19 protein-coding genes are annotated in these 20,794 nt (G+C 64.7%); 5 read left to right on the forward strand and 14 right to left on the reverse strand.

Going from position 1 to position 20,794, the window contains the following annotated elements; genetic code table 11:
* Positions 1-7: 7 nt before the first annotated feature.
* The gene (locus tag ACXJ1Z_RS01720; protein WP_463779082.1) at positions 8-598 is read left to right on the forward strand and encodes an EAL domain-containing protein; all 591 of its coding nucleotides are present in this window, start codon (positions 8-10) and stop codon (positions 596-598) included.
* A 161-nt stretch (positions 599-759) separates the two neighbouring features.
* Here the strand turns inward: ACXJ1Z_RS01720 and ACXJ1Z_RS01725 are convergent, their stop codons facing one another.
* Together ACXJ1Z_RS01725 and ACXJ1Z_RS01730 are read right to left on the reverse strand one after the other, a co-directional pair.
* Positions 760-1,815 (reverse strand): NAD(P)H-dependent amine dehydrogenase family protein, encoded by a 1,056-nt coding sequence (locus tag ACXJ1Z_RS01725; RefSeq protein ID WP_463779083.1) that lies wholly within the window; start codon positions 1,813-1,815, stop codon positions 760-762.
* 11 nt (positions 1,816-1,826) lie between these two features.
* Positions 1,827-2,633 (reverse strand): SDR family NAD(P)-dependent oxidoreductase, encoded by an 807-nt coding sequence (locus tag ACXJ1Z_RS01730; RefSeq protein WP_463779085.1) that lies wholly within the window; start codon positions 2,631-2,633, stop codon positions 1,827-1,829.
* Between the two features lie 328 nt (positions 2,634-2,961).
* On the opposite strand from ACXJ1Z_RS01730, the gene ACXJ1Z_RS01735 reads away from it, so the two are divergent.
* The 4 genes from ACXJ1Z_RS01735 to ACXJ1Z_RS01750 are packed head-to-tail and all read left to right on the forward strand — an operon-like array spanning position 2,962 to position 7,703.
* Positions 2,962-4,329, forward strand: a complete 1,368-nt coding sequence (locus ACXJ1Z_RS01735) for an MFS transporter (protein WP_463779087.1) — start codon at positions 2,962-2,964, stop codon at positions 4,327-4,329.
* Positions 4,330-4,333: 4 nt separating this feature from the next.
* A complete protein-coding gene (locus ACXJ1Z_RS01740; RefSeq protein ID WP_463779089.1) occupies positions 4,334-5,491 on the forward strand; it encodes an FAD-dependent monooxygenase in 1,158 nt (385 codons plus the stop codon).
* A gap of 47 nt (positions 5,492-5,538) precedes the next feature.
* Positions 5,539-7,029: an aldehyde dehydrogenase family protein gene (locus ACXJ1Z_RS01745; protein WP_463779091.1), complete on the forward strand. Its 1,491-nt coding sequence runs from the start codon at positions 5,539-5,541 to the stop codon at positions 7,027-7,029.
* On the forward strand, positions 7,026-7,703 hold the full coding sequence (locus ACXJ1Z_RS01750; RefSeq protein ID WP_463779092.1) for a hypothetical protein: 678 nt from the start codon (positions 7,026-7,028) through the stop codon (positions 7,701-7,703). Before ACXJ1Z_RS01745 ends, ACXJ1Z_RS01750 begins: the two co-directional genes overlap by 4 nt.
* A 28-nt stretch (positions 7,704-7,731) precedes the next feature.
* Here the strand turns inward: ACXJ1Z_RS01750 and ACXJ1Z_RS01755 are convergent, their stop codons facing one another.
* The 12 genes from ACXJ1Z_RS01755 to ACXJ1Z_RS01810 form a co-directional block, all read right to left on the reverse strand.
* Complete coding sequence (locus tag ACXJ1Z_RS01755) at positions 7,732-8,487, reverse strand: GntR family transcriptional regulator (protein ID WP_463779094.1); 756 nt, start codon at positions 8,485-8,487, stop codon at positions 7,732-7,734.
* A 77-nt stretch (positions 8,488-8,564) separates the two neighbouring features.
* Positions 8,565-9,968, reverse strand: a complete 1,404-nt coding sequence (locus tag ACXJ1Z_RS01760) for an MFS transporter (RefSeq protein ID WP_463779095.1) — start codon at positions 9,966-9,968, stop codon at positions 8,565-8,567.
* Positions 9,969-9,973: 5 nt separating this feature from the next.
* Positions 9,974-10,816 (reverse strand): alpha/beta fold hydrolase, encoded by an 843-nt coding sequence (locus ACXJ1Z_RS01765; RefSeq protein ID WP_463779097.1) that lies wholly within the window; start codon positions 10,814-10,816, stop codon positions 9,974-9,976.
* Positions 10,813-12,087 carry an LLM class flavin-dependent oxidoreductase gene (locus ACXJ1Z_RS01770; RefSeq protein ID WP_463779098.1) on the reverse strand — a complete coding sequence of 425 codons (1,275 nt, stop codon included), beginning with the start codon at positions 12,085-12,087 and terminating at the stop codon, positions 10,813-10,815. Before ACXJ1Z_RS01770 ends, ACXJ1Z_RS01765 begins: the two co-directional genes overlap by 4 nt.
* On the reverse strand, positions 12,084-12,977 hold the full coding sequence (locus ACXJ1Z_RS01775) for an LLM class oxidoreductase (protein WP_463779099.1): 894 nt from the start codon (positions 12,975-12,977) through the stop codon (positions 12,084-12,086). Before ACXJ1Z_RS01775 ends, ACXJ1Z_RS01770 begins: the two co-directional genes overlap by 4 nt.
* A gap of 12 nt (positions 12,978-12,989) precedes the next feature.
* Entirely contained in the window at positions 12,990-14,294 is a 1,305-nt protein-coding gene (locus ACXJ1Z_RS01780; protein ID WP_463779101.1) for a M24 family metallopeptidase, read from the reverse strand.
* A complete protein-coding gene (locus tag ACXJ1Z_RS01785) occupies positions 14,287-15,648 on the reverse strand; it encodes an MFS transporter (RefSeq protein WP_463779102.1) in 1,362 nt (453 codons plus the stop codon). Before ACXJ1Z_RS01785 ends, ACXJ1Z_RS01780 begins: the two co-directional genes overlap by 8 nt.
* A 3-nt stretch (positions 15,649-15,651) precedes the next feature.
* Complete coding sequence (locus ACXJ1Z_RS01790) at positions 15,652-16,668, reverse strand: phosphotransferase enzyme family protein (RefSeq protein ID WP_463779104.1); 1,017 nt, start codon at positions 16,666-16,668, stop codon at positions 15,652-15,654.
* Positions 16,665-17,513: an alpha/beta fold hydrolase gene (locus tag ACXJ1Z_RS01795; RefSeq protein ID WP_463779105.1), complete on the reverse strand. Its 849-nt coding sequence runs from the start codon at positions 17,511-17,513 to the stop codon at positions 16,665-16,667. The genes ACXJ1Z_RS01790 and ACXJ1Z_RS01795 overlap by 4 nt, the downstream gene beginning before the upstream one ends.
* Positions 17,510-18,112, reverse strand: coding sequence for a 3-isopropylmalate dehydratase small subunit (gene leuD, locus ACXJ1Z_RS01800; RefSeq protein ID WP_463779106.1), 603 nt, complete (start codon positions 18,110-18,112; stop codon positions 17,510-17,512). Before leuD ends, ACXJ1Z_RS01795 begins: the two co-directional genes overlap by 4 nt.
* Positions 18,109-19,548: a 3-isopropylmalate dehydratase large subunit gene (locus tag ACXJ1Z_RS01805; RefSeq protein WP_463779108.1), complete on the reverse strand. Its 1,440-nt coding sequence runs from the start codon at positions 19,546-19,548 to the stop codon at positions 18,109-18,111. Before ACXJ1Z_RS01805 ends, leuD begins: the two co-directional genes overlap by 4 nt.
* Before the next feature lie 84 nt (positions 19,549-19,632).
* The gene (locus tag ACXJ1Z_RS01810) at positions 19,633-20,763 is read right to left on the reverse strand and encodes a CaiB/BaiF CoA transferase family protein (protein WP_463779109.1); all 1,131 of its coding nucleotides are present in this window, start codon (positions 20,761-20,763) and stop codon (positions 19,633-19,635) included.
* Positions 20,764-20,794: the final 31 nt, after the last annotated feature.

The raw sequence follows: 20,794 nt of genomic DNA on the forward strand, positions 1-20,794 counted from the left end.
CGGTAACATGCGGGTACTCGATGCCGCCCTGCGCCAGTTGGCGCAGTGGCGCGAAGCAGGTCATCAGCATCGCCTGTCGGTGAACGTATCCGCCTCCAACCTCCAGGATCCGTACTTCGCCGAACAGGTGCAGTTGCAGGTCCTGCGGCATCGCGTGCGGCCCGAGTGGCCGGAACTGGAGGTGACCGAAAGCGCGGTCATGTCCAATGTCGCGAATGCCACGAGGCAGCTCACAACCCTTGTCGAAGCGGGCATCCACATCGCGATCGACGACTTCGGAACAGGCCACAGCAGCTTGGCGTACCTGCAGACATTGCCCGCCAAGATCCTGAAGATCGACCAGTCCTTCATCCGTGAAATCGACAGCGGTGAACGCCAGCGTACTCTGGTTCGCTCGATGGTCTCGCTTGCGCACGATCTTGGCTACCACGTCGTTGCCGAGGGCGCAGAGACCGCCACCCTTCGTGACTGGGTCATCGCGTTGGGGTGCGATGAAGCGCAAGCCTACTGCTATGGCCGCCCTATGCGCTGCGACGATTTCCTGACGTGGCTTAGCGACAGCTCACGCAAAGAAGACGTCTTGGCTGGCGCTGCATGAGTTTAGGATCGTTGGACCTGCCGCGCTCCTTCATCTCGCCCGAGATAGCGATGAGTGGCTTGACGGTTTTTTCATGTTCACCCGACCGACCAAAAACCACTCGTGCAATCACGTCCAGGACCGGATGACGGTCACCGCCACGTCTATCGAGGTTGATCCAGTCAGCGGCGCACCAGCCCCTTGGGTTGCACCACACCAAGATCCAGATGCGTCACGATACCGGGTACTGCGTCGCAAACGGCGGGCACCGCGGTGCAGCCGACGAGCCCGGTCCAGGGCAAGCCCAGAAACGGGTGACGGCCATCGTCATCCTGCATGGCCATCAAATGGCATTCCAGCGGCGGATCGCCCTTTATCCGCACGCGGTATTTCGCCTCTCCCTCCTCCCAGACAGGGTCGATGTCCTCACCAAGCTGCCAGTAGAAGTGGTACACGATCAACGGCGCTCCCTCGCACCAAGCGGTCCATTCGTAGTGCTGACCGCCAACGGTGCCGGCTTTCACCTCGCCATAGAGATGCTGGATGTCCTTCTTGGCCGTGGCGACCTCGAACTTGACGGTGACGTTCTCGATCTCCTTGCCCAGACCTTCCGCGATCAGGATCATGCTGGAGTAGAAGTGTTTGTAGGTTTCTGACGAACGCCGCGGATTCGCCAGCAACTCTTGTGGATCGGCGCCGAACCCCATGATCTCGGTGTAGATCATCGGGTTACGAACCTTGTCGATGATCTCTGACACCTCGATGCAATCGATCCGGTTCATCAGCCGCGCCAGCGTCAACGGCAGGATGTCTCCGGCAAAGCCGGGGTGTATGCCACAGCCATGAAATGAGCTGTTGCCCTCGCGGCATGCGGCTTCGATGCGCGCCGTTTCCCCGGTCAGCCACTTGTTAGGCAGGAACGGCCCCGCAGGCGACACGACATTCTTACCCGACGCGAGCAACTGGCATACCTGATCGAGTGGAGGTGTCAGCATGCTAGGGGCAAACAGCACGCAATCGGCTTCCATCGCCAGGATCGCGCCGATGTCGTCGGTCGCCTTCACGCCGGTGGTCGCCGGCAGGTCGACCAGCTCGCCCGCATCCATGCCGACCTTCGCGGGATTGGTGACATAGACCCCGACCAGTTCGATGATCGGATTTTCGATGAAGCATCTGAGCGCGGCGCTGCCAACCGTGCCGGTGGCCCACTGGATGACGCGGTAAGTCGTTTCTGCCATGACGATGCTCCTCAGTTCAAGCCGCGGCTCTGGCCGCCGTCGACGCGATAGTTGGCGCCAGTGATGAAACCGGACAGGGGGCTCGCCAGCAGACAGGCCACCATCGCCAGCTCTTCAGGCTTGCCGACCCGGCCAACGGGCGGGATGTCGAACACTTTCGCCTCGCCGAACCGCTCGCACACCTCCTCGAAGCTCATCTGCGAGTTGCCGAACTTCTCGCGCCCGAATCGCAGCAAGCCATCGACCATGATGATACCCGGAGTAAGGATGTTCGCGGTCACGCCGACGCCGCGCAGCGATCCCGCCAGGCTCACGGTATAGTTGTTGAGCGCGGCCTTCGCCGCGGAGTAGTCGGCGCCCACGTAGTTGGGCTGCATCGCCACCGCACTGGATACGTTGACGATCCGTCCGAAGCGGGCGGCCACCATGTCGGGCACGCACAACTGGCATAACTGCACCGCGCCCAGCGTATTGGCGCGATAGTTCGATAGAAAGTCGCTCGCATCGATCTCCACCGGCGCCTTGGCGGAATTACCCTCCGAGTTACCGCCGGCGTTGTTGATCAGGATTTCGACATGACCACCGAGCGCCGCCACCGCCTCGGCATGAACCAACTGAGCGCCGCCATCGTCGGCAAGTTCGCCGATCGCGACGCCCGCCGCGCCGACGGCGTTCGCGACGCCTTCGGCCCTCTCGCGGTTGCGCCCGTGTATGACGACATGCGCACCCTCTTTGGCGAGCATGTGCGCGATGGCCTCGCCTATGCCACTGCTGCTACCGGTAACCAACGCGCGCCGGCCCTTGAAGTCCAGATCCATCTGTAACTCTCCCGTGATGGCGGTCTGAGACCACGATACAATCGGCGCCGCTATCCCCAGATGGGGATGCAGGTCATCGTCGATCGAGCGCGGTGTGCATTCGATTGCGTCGATGATGAGAGAATTTCGCTCCGGCCCTCGTTTAGATGGGACGATGCAAGATGGGCATGCCGGTTTTGAGGCAAAACGCGGCCACCCCCCAAAAACTGGATGACGCGCAGGGATACTCGCGTGGTGGTCAGCCGCCGTTTTGCATCACGCGGCAAAGTCCGAATGACTGCAGACAAGATCACCGCGATCGCAGGTTCAGTCGGAGGGGTAAATCCAAGTGTCGCAACTCCCGTCCTCTCGCTCCTCGTCGCTGGACCATGCCGCCACACCGATGGCGGTGAGCGAAACCGCTGCGTGCCGGTATCCAAAGGCACGCTCCGCCTGGTGGTCGATCACAGCCTTGTTCGTCGCGTCCGTCGTCTCGATCGTCGATCGCGGCATACTCAACGTGGTGGTCGATCCGGTACGGCATGACCTTGGCCTCAGCGACGTGCAGATCGGCTTGCTGCAGGGCCTGGCCTTCGGGTTGTTCTATGCGCTCGTCGGCATTCCCCTCGGCCTGTTGGCCGATCGCACCTCGCGGCGACGGCTGATTGCCGCCGGCGCGCTGGTCTGGAGCCTGGCGACGGTCGGCGGCGGCTTTGCCCAGAGCTTCGGCGAACTCTTCGGCGCGCGGCTGCTGGTCGGGCTGGGCGAAGCGGCACTCGGCCCGGCGGCGATTTCGCTGATCGCCGACCTGTTCCCGCCCGATCGGCGTGGCCGCCCATTGAGCATCTATCTTGCCGGAAACGCGATCTCGAACGGGCTCGCGATCTCGATAACGAGCTTCCTCGTCACGGCGGCGGCGCAGGGACGCTTCGACGGTTTTCCGCTGCTGGCCGATGCCGCCCCCTGGCGCGTCGCATTCATCGGTTGCGGCTTTCTGGGCCTGGTGGTGGCGGTGCTGATGCTCACCACCACGGAGCCGACGCGCAAGGCCAATCCTGGCGGCGCGGCGGCGACGCCCGGGCTCGCCGACAAGCTGGCCTTCCTGCGAGGCAAAGCCGCGCTGCTCGTGCCCCTGTACCTTGGCTTCGCCATCTGCTTCATGGCCGCATACGGCGCGGCGGCGTGGACGCCGACGATGTTGCTCCGCAGCTTCAAGCTGACCCCGGCGGCGCTAGGCACATGGCTTGGCCCATTTTCGATGGCGTTCTCCATCGCCGGGCCGCTGATCGGCGGCGCGCTGATCGACGCCTTCGCGCGACGTTCGCTGCACGGCGCCAAGTACATCATGCTGATCGTCGCACCCCTGGTGGCGATACCATCCGGTCTCGCCATTTTCGCGCCCTCGCCCGGCGTCGCCATGCTGCTGGTCGCCTGGAGCGGCGGCGTGTTCCCGATCGTCGGCACGACGGTGTTCGCCATGTTCCAGACGATCATGCCGTCCGACATGCGCGGCACCTCGATCGCCATGGCAGGTCTGCTCAACACCCTTCTCGGAGCGGCGCTGGGGCCCGTGCTGGTCGCCTCGATCACCCAGACCGACAAGGCCGATCCGATGATGGTTGGCTATTCCATCGCCCTCGTCACCATCCCGGCGCTGTTGCTGGCCTCGGCGCTGTTCGCCTTGGCGCGCCGCGCCGCGCTACGCCTTGGAGTTTGATGCCATGACCAGGATCATCATCGTCGGCGGCGGCATCGGCGGCCTGACCGCGGCGCTGGCGTTGTTGCGGCAGGGGTGCGACGTCGAGGTTCACGAGGCGGCGCGGGTTGCGGGCGAAGTCGGCGCCGGCATCAGCATCGGCCCGACCGCCAGTCGTGGCCTGTACTCGCTGGGGCTGCAGACCGCGCTCGAGATGGCCGGCGACCGGCCTCAAGGCGCATCGGCGGCGTTGCACTACCAGACGGGGGAAGTCCTGGGCGGGGCGTTCAAGGATCGACAGTGGAAGCCCGAAGACTTCGGCCCCACGCACATGATCCACCGCGCCGATCTGTTCACGATCCTCAGCAACGCCGTGCTGGACCTCGCCCCCGGCGCCATCCATCTGAACCGGCGGTTCGAAGCGTTCGAACAAGAACCCGGAAAGGTCTCCGTACGCTTCACCGATGGACACGTTGCCGAAGGCTCGGCGCTCATCGGCTGCGACGGGGTGCGCTCAGCCGTTCGCGCGCAGATGTTCGGCGCGCAGAGCCCACGCTTCACGGGGCAGGTCGCCTATCGCTTCCTGGTGCCGATGGCGCGCGCGCAACCGTACATGACCGCCAGCCCTTCAGGGCCTTACGTCGGTCCGGGCCGCTCGATGACGCGCTATCCGATCCGCCACGGGACGTTGGTGAACTGCGCCGCCTTCGTCACGACGGATGCCTGGACCGGTGAAGGATGGTCCGAGCGCTGTTCTATCGAAGAACTGCAGGCGCTGTTCGATGGGTGGCACGCCGACGTGCAGGGGCTTGCCCGCAACGCCCCGGCCGAAGGCACTGCGAAGTGGGCGCTGTACGACCGCGACCCACTCGACAGCTGGGTTCAGGGAGGGGTGGCCCTGCTCGGCGATGCCGCACATCCTATGCTTCCGTTCCTGGGGCTTGGCGCGGCGATGGCGATCGAGGATGCGGTCGTGCTGGGACGCGCATTTGGACAAGGCGATGGCGTAGCCGAGGCGCTGGCGGTGTACGAGAACGCCCGCGTCGAGCGCGCGGCTCTCATGCTGCTGGAATCGCGCAGGCAGGGGCAGGCCTTCAGCGAAGGGCCAGGCGGCACCCTACAACGCACGCAAACGACGCATCAGCAACGCATGCAGTACGATCCCGCAACCGTGGCGCTGTGAGCGGCCCGCCAGCGAAGACCATACCGTTTCTTAGGAGTTCGAGCACCATGCCCACGGACCATGCTGCCCACGCGCGTGACGCGGATTTCACCCAGACGATCGACGGCCAGCCCATCGCGAGCCGCTTCGAAGACGTAATCGACCCTTCGACCGGCGCGGCGTTCCAGCGCAGCCCGGTGGCGACGCCGGAAGAACTGGATCAGGCGGTCGCCGCCGCCCGTCGCGCCCAACCTGCCTGGGAGGCACTCGGTTGGGACGAGCGGGAACGGCTCCTAACCGCATTCGCGGATGCGGTGGAGCGTGAGCGCGATTGGCTGGCGACGCTGCAGACGATGGAACAGGGCATGCCGCTTTCGTCCTCAAACCTGTTCGTCGCGGGGCTGGCACCTCGCATCCGCGCCATCGCCGCGTCCCGCGCGGTCGATCGTGTGTTGATCGACGAGCCGGGCCGCAGGGTGACGGAGCGCTGGCACGCGCTGGGCGTGGTCGCCGCGATAGCACCTTGGAACGGGCCTCTGCTGCTCGGCACGATCAAGATCGCGACGGCGCTGATCGCCGGCAACACCGTCGTGCTCAAGCCGTCCGAACTTACGCCGCTCGGTACGCTGGAACTCGGGCGTATCGCGCGCGGGATCCTGCCCGATGGCGTCCTCAACATCATCGGCGGGGGTGGCGCGATCGGCTCCGCGATGGTGGCACATCCCGGCTTCGACAAGATCTCGTTCACTGGCTCCACTCGCACCGGACTGGCGATCGCACAGAAGTCTGCCGAATACCTTCGCCCTGTGATTCTGGAATTGGGGGGCAACGATGCAGCGATCCTGCTGCCCGATGGCTCGGTCGATGCACTGGTCACAGCCGCCGGTCAGCTGGCATTCGGCAACAACGGCCAGTTCTGCGCCGCAGTGAAGCGCGTCTATGTGCCCACCGACAAGGTCGAAGACGTCGGGCACCGCCTTGCCGAGATTGCTTCGCGCCACATACTCGGCCCCGGATTGGCGCCGGGCGTGACGATGGGACCGATCCAGAACAAGGCCCAGTTCGAAAAGGTCTGCGCGATCGTCGAGGATGCCCGGAACGCCGGCGGCCGTGTGCTCACAGGCGGGGCGCCACTGGAGCGGGCCGGCTATTTCTTCCCGCCGACAGTGTTCGTCGGGCTCAGCGACGGCACGCGCCTAGTGGACGAGGAACAGTTCGGACCGGTCATTCCGGTAATTGGCTACGATGACCTCGACGCCGTGATCGCACGGATCAACGCCGGGCCTTACGGATTGACGACCTCGATCTGGACCGAGAATCTGGAAGAAGGCGAGCGCATCGCCGCACGCATCGAGGTCGGCTCGGCTGCCATCAACCGGCACGCGGCGTTCGACCAGGCGATACCCTTCCCGATGATCAAGCAATCGGGCGTTGGCATCGACTACGCCGACCATGGCATCAAGGGAACGATGCGGATGCAGGTCATCACCACATGCCCCGCGCTCCAGGGCGATGCCGGCGTGAAAGGCGGCAATACGCGCATCGAGGTGCGTGCATGACCCGTCTACACGCCGGCTACCGCGGCCGCATTCTCTACCGGGATCTCGACGGTCGAGAGTGGGGGCGAGAGACTTTCAGCGCAACCTTGCACGATCGTGGCCGAACGCTGCGGGCCGTATGCGAGATGGACGACGCGCGACTGCATCGCGACGTCAACTGGTCGGTCGGAACCGACTGGCGCCCGCGCGACGGCTTCGTGCGGGTGATGCGCGATGGCGTCACCATCGGCACCGTGTGGTACGGCATCGACGGCGACACCGCCGAGTGCGAGGGCATCACGCACGATCATGGCCGCGTGTCGCGGCGCCTTACCGCCCCTGGCCCCATACTCTTCCTGGGCACGCATCCCCTGATGGGCGACAGCTCGATTGCAGCCGTGCGGGGCACGAACGATCCGGGCAAGGAAGTGCCCATCACAAGCGCGGTCAACTCGCTTGCGCCGCTGGGAGACGAGGGGCTCGATCTGCTTCTTCTGCAACCGCTCGTCACGTACCTGGGGCCGGAGGAGGTCACGGTCGGCGCGGGCACATTCGAGGCCGAGCACTACGCCATTCGCTGGAGCGACCAAGTGCCGGCCGTGACCAACTTCTGGGTCTCCGGATCCGACTACCTGCCGCTGCTCAGCGACACCGATCATGGCCGTTACGAGCTTGTCGACTTCAGCCGCTTCTGACCTGTCGCCGGCCCCGGCAGGGCTTGCCCTATCCTGAGATCAGCGGGTGTGGAACGGCTTCGAGGTCCAGAGCCAGCTGGTACCGATCGCCGCGATACTGCGCCACCGTACGTGCGATCGGCTTGCCCCCGCTCGTACGCAGGACGCGCTCGATCCGCAGCACCGGCGCTTGTGGTTCCAGACCGAGCCGGGCGGCGAGGGAAAGCCCCGCGCCCACCGCGGCAATGACCTGCTGGCCCGCGACGATCGGATGTCCGCTCGCCTTGAGGATCTCGAGTAGCGGGGTCTGGCTCAGCTTCTCGGCCGAAACCTGCTGTGCCGCCTCGATCGGCAGCACACTCTCGATCACGCCCAGCGGCTCGCCGCCGGCGGAACGCAGGCGCAGTGCCCGCAATATCTCGCTGCCCGGCTCGATCTCCAGGGCCGCGGCGACCTCGACCGGTGCCGGCACATGGCCATATTCGATAAGCGTAGCCACCGTCTCACGTCCGAACGCGATCAAGGATTCGATCGTGCGCTTGGGACTGTCCGCTGACCGACGGATCTTGTGAATGACGCGGGTGCCAATGCGCCTGCGACGCTCGACCAGGCCCGAAACGGTGAGTTCCTGCATTGCTCTGCGCGCCGTGATCCGCGACACGCCGAAGCGGCTGGAAATTTCGAACTCGGTCGGGACGCTTGCACCGAACGGCAGCGCGCCCGACAGGATCTCATCCCGCAGCGACGTGTAGATCTGGTGGTATAGCGGCAGCGCGGCTTTGCGCTGTACCTTGGCTTCGTTCATCCTGGGAGACACCTGAAGCAGATCGCTGCCCAAGTCACCATCGCCGCTTCCTGAAAGAAGCTTTTCCACTTTGCGGATCAGGCTACCGACTCCAGGCTGCCATCCAGCGGAGGCGGTACGACTGGCGCTTCGTAGCGCCCTCCGATCTTGTAGAAGCTGATGCAGGCGATATTGCAGATCGCGCACAGCACCGGCAAAACGGTGAAGCAGAAGGTGAGCGCGCTCACCGCAGAGCCGGGTTGTTCGATGATCTGCCCGCCCTTGGTGGGAACGTAATGTGCCCAGCTGAGATACACGCCGACGACGGCCACGCCCAGCGCATAGGTCGTCTTCTCGACGACGGCGATCATGCTGGAGAGAAGCCCCTCGCGCCGCATGCCGGTGAGCGTGCGATCATAGGCGAGCGTGTCGGCCAGCATCGAGATCGACATGAGGATCATGCCGCCCGCCCCGATGCCACTCAGCACACCGCGCCAGATGAAGCCCCACAAGTCGATGCTGCGATCCGCCGCCAGCCAGCTGAGCGAGGTCAAGCCCATGAGCGTGATCGCCGCGATATAGGCGTTACGTTTGCCGAAACGACGTTCGACCCAAAGCCAAAGCGGCATGGAGAGCGCGGTCGCGATGTTGGACGCCAGCCCCAGCTTCACTGGACCGGCATATCCTGCGTTCAACACGTTGAGCATGTACAGCAGGCTGGTGGTGGCCATGCTGGCGAATGACAGGAACTGGAAAACTTTCGCGGCGATCAGCAGCATGAACGGCTTGTTCGCCCACATCTTCACGAACATCTCGCGGCTCATCGGCGTGTGCTTGCTTTCGACCGTCAGGTGCGGCGCCTTGGCGGTGCCGAAGAAGGACAGGAGCATGGCGCCGCCAATGATGAGTGCCAGGGTCAGCCCCATGATCTGGTAGCCGCGCGCGCCGCCGCCGCCCCACTGGATCAGCGCCGCCGTGCCCGCCATCGACAATGTCTGGCCTATCGAGACGAACACCGTCCGTATCGAGATCAGGCGCGACCGCTCGTACATGGAGCCGGTCATCTCCGATGGCATCGCCATGTAGGGCACGTTGAACAGCGAGTAGCCGGTGGAGTAGATCACCAGCGCGATGAACATGTAGACCGAGACCATGCTCTCGCTGAGCGCCGGGGGCGAGAAGATCATCAGGTACGAAATGGCGGAGACGAACGCGCCGACCAGCAGGTACGGCCGGCGCCGACCCCAGCGTGAACGCGTGCGGTCGCTCATCGAGCCGATAACCACGTCGGCCACCGCATCGTAAAGCTTGGACAGCATCAGCAAGTAACCGGCTATCGCCGCGTCCTTGCCCATTATCGTCGACATGAACGCCGGAAAATATGTCGTCACCGCGTTGAGCATGACCGACACGCCCACCGTGCCCACTCCGAACCCCAGGCAGGTGGATAGAGGCAACCTGGGATCGCTGGTGCCGTCCGGATTGAGCGTGGCCCTTGTCATTGTCGTCATCCCCGCCGGAGAAAGTCCGCGATGGCTTGCGCCTTGGCTTCGTTGGTGAAGGCGACCGGCTTGGTCTCGCCAAGAGCGACCAGGCCCGCCATCTCCTCGATCGCGGCGTTCAGTACCGCGAGTTCGCGCTCACCTTTCATGAACAGCACCCGTCCCCGGATCAGCGGCAGCCGTTGCGTGGCGCGATAACGGAAGGCGGCGATGTAGGGTTTGGCATATGTGTCCATCGCCTTGAGCACATCGATCGCGCCGTCGGTCAGCGCCTGACTGGATGGCATGAAGCCTGGCAGGCGATGCTCGGGATCACGCTCGAAGTGGGGGAAATACAGCGCCTGATCGCGCACGAAGTGGAAGGCCCAGACCATGTGGGTGCCGTGGTTGTCCGGCTTCGGCGTCGGCGCATAGTTGGCGATGATCCGCTCGCGCGTTTCATCGTCGTATTCCTTGATGCCGTCGAACACCGCCGCCTTGACCCGGTCTGGCCGGGAGGCGGCAAGTTCGCAGGCGGTACGCGCTCCGGTGTGCGATCCGTAAGGCACAAAGGTATCGTGGCCCAGCGCGTCCATCAGCCGCACCACGCTGTCGGCGTAGTAGGCGATGTCCGGATTATCGACCGCCGGCGGTGGAGAATCGCCGTTGCCCAAGGTATCGGGCGCGACGATGGTCCGCCCGGTAAAGGCCAGCGCCTCGGCCAGCGGCGCTGTCGAACGCGAGGACGAAGGCGAGGCGTGGAGCAGCACGATCGGCGGCAGCGCATCATCGCCGCGGACCACGCGGTAATGTACCTGCCCCTCGGCGATGCATGCGAACGCGCGCTCGACGGACCCGGCGGCGATCATGCCGGCACAAGGCCGAGATGATCGCGCAGCAGCGGTCCCTGATAGCTGGACCGCAGGATGCCGCGATCCTGCAGGATCGGCACGACGTGCTTGCAGAACAGCTCCAGTTCCTCGGGCATGAAGCCGGGCTGCAGCGTGAAACCGTCACAGGCGCCGGCATCGGCCCAGGTTTCGATGCGATCCGCCATCTGCTCGGGCGTGCCGACAAAGATCGCGTGGCCGCGCGGCTTGGTGGCATAATCGCGGCAGTGCTCGCCAAGCGGCTTGCCGGCCTCGACGCTGGGCGTCAGCATCGCGCGCACCATGCCCTTGGGAAATTCGCAGGTCTCCAGGATCGTGGCGAGCGGGATCGGCGCGTCGGGATCGTGCACGGTGAGATCATAGCCGATCGACTCGCTCAGGTACTCGACGCAAAGCGAAACGTCGGCGAGCTCAAGCACCTCGCGATGTTTCTCCTGCGCCTGCGCCTCGGTATCGCCCAGCACGAAGGCGAGGCCGGGCATGATGATGAGGTCGTCGGGATTGCGCCCGTGATTGGCGGCGCGCGCGCGCAGGTCGTCGCGATAAGCCTTGCCCGCCTCGATCGTCGGCGCGGGACAGAAGATCGCTTCGGCGCAATCTGCCGCAAACTCGCGGCCTTCTTCCGACTGGCCGGCCTGGACCAGCACCGGGCGGCGCTGGGGCGATGTCGGCATGGCAAGCGGCGCGGGGTTATCGAACCACTTGTCCTTGTAGCCGCCCTGCCCACCCCCGGCGGCCGCATTCCACGAATGCTCGGCCGCTTTCACGAAGCTGGCGGCGCGTTGATAACGCAGCGACTTGTCGAGCAGTTCGTCCTCGCCAAAGTTCCACGGCGTATTGGGATGCGCACTGGTGACGATGTTCCAGCCGGCGCGGCCATTGCTGACATAGTTCAACGCCGCGAACTTGGCCGCGACTTCGGCCGGCTCGGCATAAGTCGTGCTGACCGTGGCGACAAGGCCGACACGCTCGGTCACGCCGCCCATGACCGCCAGCAGGGTAAACGGATCGAGCGTCGGCGCGGCGAGACGGCCCGGCGTGCGTCCAGCGGCGTCACGTCCTTGAAGCTGGTCGCCGAATACGATCGCGTCGAAACACGCTGCTTCCACGATGCGGGCGATGTGCTCGTAATATTCGCGGGTAAACACCTGGCTTGGCGCCGCCTTCTTCATGCGCCAGCCGCCAGGGAAGAAGCCGATACCCTGGAGAAACGCCCAGAGGTGGACCTTGCCGTTCGCCTTGTTGCTCACTTCACGGCTCCTTGCGCATAAGGGTTGGCAGGATGCGCGAGGCCAAGCGCATCCCGCATGCTTCGGCCGGCGGTGCCCGGCCCTCGATCGAGCGTGCCAAGCACTTCGACCACGCGAGCCCCGTAAAGGTGAATGCCATCGAACGCGCCAGCGGCTACCCCCGCCAGCGCGCCATCCAATGCGCAATCGGACGAGCTGTCGACCTTGAGCAGCTTGATCGGCGCCTTGCTGACGGCAAGTCCTTCGCGCGACCCGATCGCGACATCGCAAGGCACGGTGCTATCCTTGATGGCGTCAACGTCGCTCACCAGTATCGGGTAACCTTGCGGAGGCCGCGCGGCGTTGAGCGGGCCCATGGTCTTGAAGAACGGGCCGTCATATCCGACACGGCGCACCTTGTTGCTGTCCAGGTACGCGCCACTGGCCTTGTCCAGCACCAGCGCGTCCTGGTCCCAGCTGTCCCACAACGCTTGCGTCGCGCGGATGAGGTCGTCGGTCCGGGCGGTGACTTCCGCTGCGTCGATGTCGACAAGCCGGGTGCCATAAGCTTCGTCGAAGCGAGCGACCTCACCCGTGAGCGGCATCCAGCCCGATCGGCCCGCGCTTAGGAAGTCGATGGCCGAGAGCGCGCGACTGACGTGGAAAGGCAAAGCATGCAACGCCGGCAGTCCGGCGACGACGCAGGCGCTTTTGAGCACCCCGGTGATCCAGGCGCTGTCGACCAGCGCTTCCAACAGCGGCGGCGCCGGGTTTCCGACCGCGTCCTCGCTTGCCAGGATTACGAAATCGGGTAGCGCCTTGTCGATGCGCTCCGCGCGCGCCTTGAAGGCCGAAAGCGGCTCGCCGGTCTTGGCAAGATCGAGGCTGAGGGACAGTTTCATCTGGGTCATGTCCTATGCGGGTCAGATCGTGATGACGTGGGCGCCGACCGGATGAATCGGCACCGCGCCGTCGGCGGTGATGAGGACGAGGTCCTCGATGTGAACCGAGCCGCCGATGCCTGTCGCCAGCGAAGGGCAGTCGACGGACAGGACCATGTTCTCTTCCAGCACGAGGTCGTGCTTGCCGTAGAAGCCGCCCATCTCGGATGCCGGCTCGTCGGTGTGCATCAGACCGCAGCTGTGCGGGCCGAAGGTGACGGAAGACGCCGCGCCGGTCTTTTCCAACACGTCTCGTCCGATCGCGCTGACTTCGGCATACCGCATGCCGGGCTTGAGAGCCGCGCGGATCGCTTCCCAGCCGCGCACGGCTACGTCCGATTCGCGACGAGCCGCAGCACTGGGTTCGCCCACGAAGACGGTACGGGCATAATCGCCGTGATAGTTCTGAAAGTGGCTGACGCCGTCGAAGAACAGCGATTGCCCTTCGCGCACGGCATAGTCGTTCGGCAGCGGCGAAGAGACGCGGTCGATCGTCATGAACACCGGGCGATTGCCACGCCGGGCTGTCTCGACCTCGTAGAGCCGGCGAATGTCGCGGTAGCTGGCGCCCTGCCGCACCGAGGCGACGACCGCCTCGACCGCTGCGGCATTGGCGGTGGCGCCCTGTTTCATCAGCTCGATTTCCAGCGGCGACTTCACGATGCGGATCCAGCGCAGGATGTTATCGGCCGGCACCAGCACACCCGACCAGTCGCGCCGCTCGCACACCGCGCGCACCACGTCATGATCGTAGGCCAGTGTCGCATTCCACAGCCCCATGTCGCGCAGGGCCTCCGCCAACGCGGCACCGGACCGCTCGAACAAGGTATCGCCCGACAGGATGCGATCGGTCTGGGTACGGCGCTGATGCTCGACGTTGGTCAGCGCCGTTTCATGCCAGCTGGCGAAGAAGGCCGGATCGGCCTGCGCCCGCTGCGCATCACCGACGTCGTCCGCGGCCTCGAACAGGTAGGCGCGGGTGTCACCATGCGTCCTGCCGTCCGCGAACGAATAATAGAAGATGAAGTGCGAGGTGATCACCACCGGCTCGCTCTCGCCGCGTTTCAGGATGGCCATCGTCGTCGGCGGATGGCCCAGTCGCGTAAGCCCGATCTGCGGGTAATAGCCGGTCATGTGGAACACGTTCAGCGGATCGCCCACGACGATCCCGTCGATCCCGAAGCGCTCCATGACCTCCTGCGCGCGGGCGAAGTTCATCGGCCCGCCTTGGGCCAGGCGGTCAAGCAGGATGTCACCGTTGGCGAGCAGGGATGGGATATCAGGCATGCAGGGCTTCCGATGTAGGCCGCGCCTCACGCGCGCTTCGAGCCCGGCGGGCTGAGCCGTAAAGAGCGGCGGAGAGGCAGAAGGCCGGCGCTGCGACCCAGAAGATCGCCCAGCCGACCTGGCCGTCGTCCTTGAGGATGTTCTGCGTCGTCATCGCTACCAGCATGGGCCCAAGCGCCAGACCGAGCAGCGTGTTGACCAGCCCGGTCAGCGAAACCGAGAAGCCGCGCAGTTCAGGCGGGACCGCCGATTGCAGGTAGGCCAGCGTGGCGCTTCCGACGATCGCGGAACAGCCGGATTGGGTGGCAGCCAGGAAGATCGCAAGTTGCGCGTTGGGCGCGAACACCGCCAGCGCAGACGGGATCGCCAACAGCGGTGCGAACGAGAGCATCCGCAACAGACCGCCCACACCGCTACGGCCGACGACCTTGTCGACAAGCCAGCCGCCGACCAGCGGACCGGCCAGGCCGAACACGATAGCGATCGGCCCGAACAGGAGCGAAACTTGCGCCGGACTCAACCCATAGTGGCGTGAGACGAAAACCACCTGCCAGGTCCCGGCTCCGTAAGCGCCCAGGAAGTATATCGCGAATCCGAGATAAAGGCCGGAAAACTGGCGCCAGTTGCCCGCGAGGTATGCGATCGAATGTCGCGCCTGCGCACCCAATCCGCCCGACCGCACCATGGCCCCACGCGCGGGTTCGCGCGTGAAGAAAAACGCCAAGCCGACAAGCGCACCGCCAAGGCCGCTCAGGATAAACAGCAGGCGCCAGGGCGACATGAGCCCGACTATCGGCAAACCGGCGAAGTGCCCCGCAGCCGCGCTCTTCAGTATCACCCCGGCAAACGACAGGGCGATGCCATTGGCCACGGCTTGTCCCATCAGGAATACGCCGATCGGCCGCCCGCGCTTGCCGGGCGCGAACAAGTCCGCGATCAACGAGATCGCCGCCGGCGAAAGCGAGGCCTCACCCAGCCCGACCAGCATGCGCGACACGAAGAACTGGCCGAAATTGGCGGCGATACCACCACCCAACGTCGCCACGCTCCACAGCATTATTCCAAAAACGATCAGGTTGCGCCGGTTGGTGCGGTCCGCGACAAGCCCCAGCCACACGCCCATCGTCGCGTAGAACAGCCCAAAGGCGATGCCCTGAAGCAGGCTGATCTGGACGTCGCTGATATTGAGCTCGGCGCGGACGGGATCGGTCACAACGCTCAGGATCTGGCGGTCGATCACCGAAACGATCGACGCCAGGAACAACAGGCCGATCGTCAGCCACGCCTGCCAGCGCGACGGCCAGACCCGGTCTGGGCCTTCGGTCGAGTCGACAGGCGGGATGACGACGGCCATGGCTTACAGCAGGCCCAGCGGGCGGGCACGGGTCTTGATGTAGTCGCCCAGCCAGTCAAGACCCCGGAAGCGCAGCGTGCCACGACCAACGGCCGACGAGGACTCGGCCATGCCGGAAACGAGGCGGAAGCATTTCGCCAGCAGGAACAGGTCGCGGTACTCCTTCTCCTTTGCGGTGAAGGGACGCACGCTCTCGTAGCCGGCCTCGAATGCATCGCCGATGCTGTCAGAGAAGCCGTAGAACAGATTGCCCCACACGAAATTCTGCACGTCCTGCATCAGGTAATCCTCACCCGTGCCGTCGAAGTCGAGCAGCGTGATCGTGCCATCTTCGGAAACGTGGACGTTGCTGGGATGAAAGTCGCAGTGGCAGATGCCCATCGGCACGTCTTCGCCCTGAATCGCGTCCAGCTTGGCGGCAAGCCGCTCGGCGATGATGGCGTAGTCGCGCAGATCGTCAGGACGGTCATAGACGAACTTGAGCAGCGCGGGCACCGTCACCGTGAAGCGTTTCGCGTTCTCGGTGCTATAGGGCTTGTCGCCGTGATACTCCTGCCCGAGCAGGTGCATCCTGGCGAAAGCAGCGCCGATGCGAAACGCGGTCTCGTCCGAGAGCATGTCGCCGAACTTCTTGCCCGGCGCCCAGGTATAGAGCGCCAGGGCGCGCACGCCCTCGGGTGTCTGTGCCTTGAAGTAGAGCTCTCCATCCCTTGTACGCAGCGCGACCGATGCCGGAAACGCCCGCTCGCGAAGGAAATCGAGGAAATCGAGCTCGTAGCTGACCTCGTCGACCTCGCGGTAGGTCTTGCGCCAGACGCGCAGCGCGTAACGCTCCTCGGCGCCTTGAACGAGGTAGACATCGTTCATGCCGCGATAGAGCAGGAAGGTCTCGAACGGCCCTTTCAAGTCATAGCGGCGCGTGACTTCCTCGTTGATGAACTGCGGGTCGACCACCGAATGCGTGATGCGGGCGACCGCCAGGGGTTCGGAGCCGTCGGTCTTGATGGCGGCAAGGCTCATGCTTTTGTCTCCGTGTCGAAGGGGGCGCCGAAGAAATCACGCATCGCATCGGCGATTGCGGAGACGGCATCAGGAATGTCGAGAACATCGCGCTTGAATTGGGGAAGTGCGCGGACCGTGCTGTTGGGAATGAGGCGAGAGGCGGCAAGCGACACGTCGCCGATAGCCTCGTCCGGCTGGATCAGCAGCGCGGGACAGGCAACGCGCCTCAACCTGGCGTAGTCGTAGCCCCAGACGCCGACATAGGCCCATGACGACTGGTCGAAGGCACGGAACTTGTCGACCCACAACGCCGCCTGATGCGCCAGCGGAATGCCGGGGGTGCGTTGCGCGACGACATAGTCCCACAACTGCCTGGCCTGGCCGACAGCGACGCTGCCCGCCTCGTCCAACACAAGCGGCTGCTTGGCCTTGGCCAGCAGTTCGGCCCGCTCGGCCGGCGAGCGCATCGGAATGCCCGTCAATGCGATCTGGCGTACGGCATCGGGCCGCGCGAGCGCCATTTCGATGGCGAGCAGAGACCCGGTGTGAAAGCCATAGATGTCGAATGGGTTGTCCTGCCCCAATCCAGCCGCCGCCAGGCTCTCCGCCATGGCGGTGACATACCCTTCCATGCTGAGTGGCTCGGGCGGCGCGTCCGAGTTGCCGTAGCCGGGGGTATCGAACGCGACGACACGGCGGTCCTTCGCCAGTTCACGCATGAGCGGCTCGTACTCGAACGAGCTCGAAGGGTTCTGGTGCAGCAACAGCACCGGGCGGTTCGTGCCGGACGCCTCACCGGCTTCACGCAAGTGAAGCTGGCCGTAGCGGCCATCGACGTAGCGTTTGCGGATGGTGACGCTCATGCCACCGCTTCCGGCAAGTAGGCCCATTCACGCTGCCGCCGGTCGGTTATGCGCCAGGCGTTGATCATGTCGGCTTGCGACAGCGTGAAATCGATCTCGTCACGGCCACTGAGCAGCATTCCGGCGGCTTCCTCTTCGATCTGGAAGGTCCAGACTTCGCCGTTCTCGGCCCGGATTAGACGCGCGGCCAGATCGACGGTCACGCATGATTGCGTAGCGGCTATCCCTTGCGCATCCGCCAACGCGGGCAAGACGAAATTTCGCACGCAGTTGCGCTTGAAGATCGGGTTGAACGACGGCGCGATCACCACGCGAAACCCATATTCCTTGAGCGCCCAGACCGCAGCCTCCCGGCTGGAACCGCATCCGAAGTTGGCGCCGCCCAGCAGGATCGGCGAGCCGGCATAGCGCGGATCGTTGATCACGAAATCCGGATCGGTGTCGCGATCGTGTCGATAGCGGCGACCGGCGAACAGACCATCGGCCAGCCCGTCCTTGCCGACCGTGGTGATCTCTCGCGATGGAATGATGATATCGGTGTCGATGTTGTCTTCGACCAACGGCACCGGCAATCCGGACGCAGTGGTAAAGGCGTTCATGCCGAAACCTGCTCGATCGGGGCAAGCTCGCCGACGCCGGCGATGCGGCCCAGTATCGCCGACGCCGCCACCGTCGCAGGCGATGCGATGTGGGTCCGCGTGCCCGGTCCCTGGCGGTTCTCGAAGTTGCGGTTGGTCGAGGAGATGACCCGCTCGCCAGGTCCAAAACTTTCGCCGCCCACGAAGAAGCATATCGAACAGCCCGGCTCGCGCCACTCGAAGCCGGCATCGCGGAAGATTCGGTCGATCCCTTCTGCCTCGGCCGTGGTTTTGACCTGGCCGGAGCTTGGAACGCAGATCGCGCGCACGCCCGATGCCACCCGGCGGCCCGCCAACACGTTAGCGGCAACACGCAGATCCTCGATCCGGGCGTTCGTGCACGAGCCAATGAACGCGCCATCGATCGGCAATCCCTCGACCGCGCCGGGCCGCTCCAGACCCATGTAGGTCAGCGCCTTTTCCAAGGCTTCGGAGGGTGCGCTGGCAACCGCGCCCTGGCCGATCGGCTTCGATTGCTGCGGGTTGGTGCCCCAGCTAATCATCGGGCGAACATCCGCAGCATCGAAGCGATGCTCGGCATCGAACACGGCACCCGCATCGCTGGCGAGTTCGCGCCAGTCGGCCAGTGCCGCCTTCCAGGCTGCTCCCGCCGGCGCATAGGGCCGCCCATCGAGGTAAGCGAAGACTTTGTCATCTGGAGCGATTATCGCCGCGAATGCGCCCAGTTCGGCGCCCATGTTGCACAAGGTCATGCGCCCTTCGAGCGACATCGCGCTAATGGCATCTCCGGCGAATTCGACCACATGGCCCTTGCCCCCGGCGGATCCAATTTGCGAAATAACGTAGAGCGCCAGATCTTTCGCGAAGACGTCTCGCCCCAGAACGCCATCGACGACGATCCGCATCGTCTTGAGCCGCTCCATCCGAAGCGTCGAGGTAGCCAGCGCATGCTCGGCCTCGGTCGAACCGATGCCCCAGGCCAAACAGCCGACCGCGCCCTGGGTGGAGGTGTGGCTGTCTGGGCAGACCAGCGTCAGCCCCGGCAGCGCGACCGCCTGCTCGACCGAGATGGTGTGAACGATGCCCTGCCTTGCGTCCCCGATGTCGAACAGGGTCAGCCCGGCCTTGCGCGAGGCTTCACGCGTCGTGCGGATGAACGCCGTGCCGGTGGGCATCTGCGTCGCGTCCGTGCGCCCCGATAGGGTATCCACGACGTGATCCATGGTGACGAAGACATGTGCGGGGTTGTCGACGCGACGGCCGCAACGCTCAAGCTCCGCAAGGGCGACACCGCCAGTGCGCTCATGCAACCACACACGATCGAGACCAACCAGCACGGCATCACCTGTCTCGGTGATGACATGCCGATCCCAGATCTTCGCGAACAGCGTACGCGGACCGGTCGTTTGGCAAAGAAGTTGGGGCGAGTCAGCCATAGGCAATTGGTATGCCTCTATACCAAATAGCGAAAGGCGTTTTTGTGTCGTTGCGCCGACGCGCCGGATCTCTCCGCCACGCGATCAGCTCTCGGCCATCGGCGCCAGATCGTGGCGAAGCGGCAAGCGCTCTCCATCGAAGGTGAGCGGCAGGCCGGGCAGGCGGGCCTTCTCGCCCGAGGGCAACGTCACCTCTACCAGCCCGCCGGCATTGAGTTGCGGATCGTCGAACAGATCCTCCGGGCGAGCGATCGGTGCGAAGGGTAACCCGATGCGCTCCAGGCGCGGCAGCAACGCCTCGCGGGAGAAGCCGGCCATCATCGCGCGGATCGCCGGCATGAAGCGATCACGCGAACTGACCCGCTCGTTGTTGGTCGCCAGAGCCGGATCGGCAAGCAGCACCTCGAGTCCGAATTCGGTGCAGAACGCCTGCCATTGGCCGTCGCTCACCACACCGACAAACACCTGCTCGTTTTCGCCTGCGGTCTCGAACACGTCATAGACGCCCCAGGCCGAAATGCGCACCGGCATGGGCGCGGCCGCCTTTCCGGTTACGGCCATCTGCGCCATGTGCTGGCCGACGAGGAAGGCCGTGGTCTCGTACAGCGCGCATTGAACATGCGCGCCCTCGCCGTCGCGATGCCGCCGCTCCAGCGCCGCGAGGATGCCGATCACGCCGAACATGCCTCCCGTCACGTCGATCACCGAAGCTCCGGCGCGCAGCGGCTTGCCCGGAGGGCCGGTCATGTAGGCCAGGCCGCCCATCATCTGCGTGACTTCGTCGAGAGCGGCGCGGTTCTCGTAAGGCCCGCTCAGAAAACCCTTGGCCGAGCAATAGATCACACCGGGATTGCCGGCCTTGATCGCCTCATAGGACAGGCCGAGCCGATCCAGCGTACCGGGGCGAAAGTTCTCGATGACGATATCGGCTTGCCCGCACAGCGACTTTGCCTCGGCAAGCCCGGCCTGGTCCTTGAGATCGAGGAAACGGCTTTGCTTGTTGCGATTGTACATCGGGAAATACCCCGCGCCGGAGCCGAGCAGGTTGCGCGTGCGGTCACCGCCCGGCGGCTCGATCCGGGTCACATCGGCACCCAGATCACCAAGGATCACGCCGACTGCCGGCCCCATGACCATGTGCGTGAATTCAACGACTTTGAGCCCCTCGAGTGGAAGGGTGCGATCCGACATCATGATCTCCGAATGGCTGGACATGTCCGACTCATTTGATATGTTTCCATAACAA

This window comes from Novosphingobium sp. TK46 (assembly GCF_055361525.1).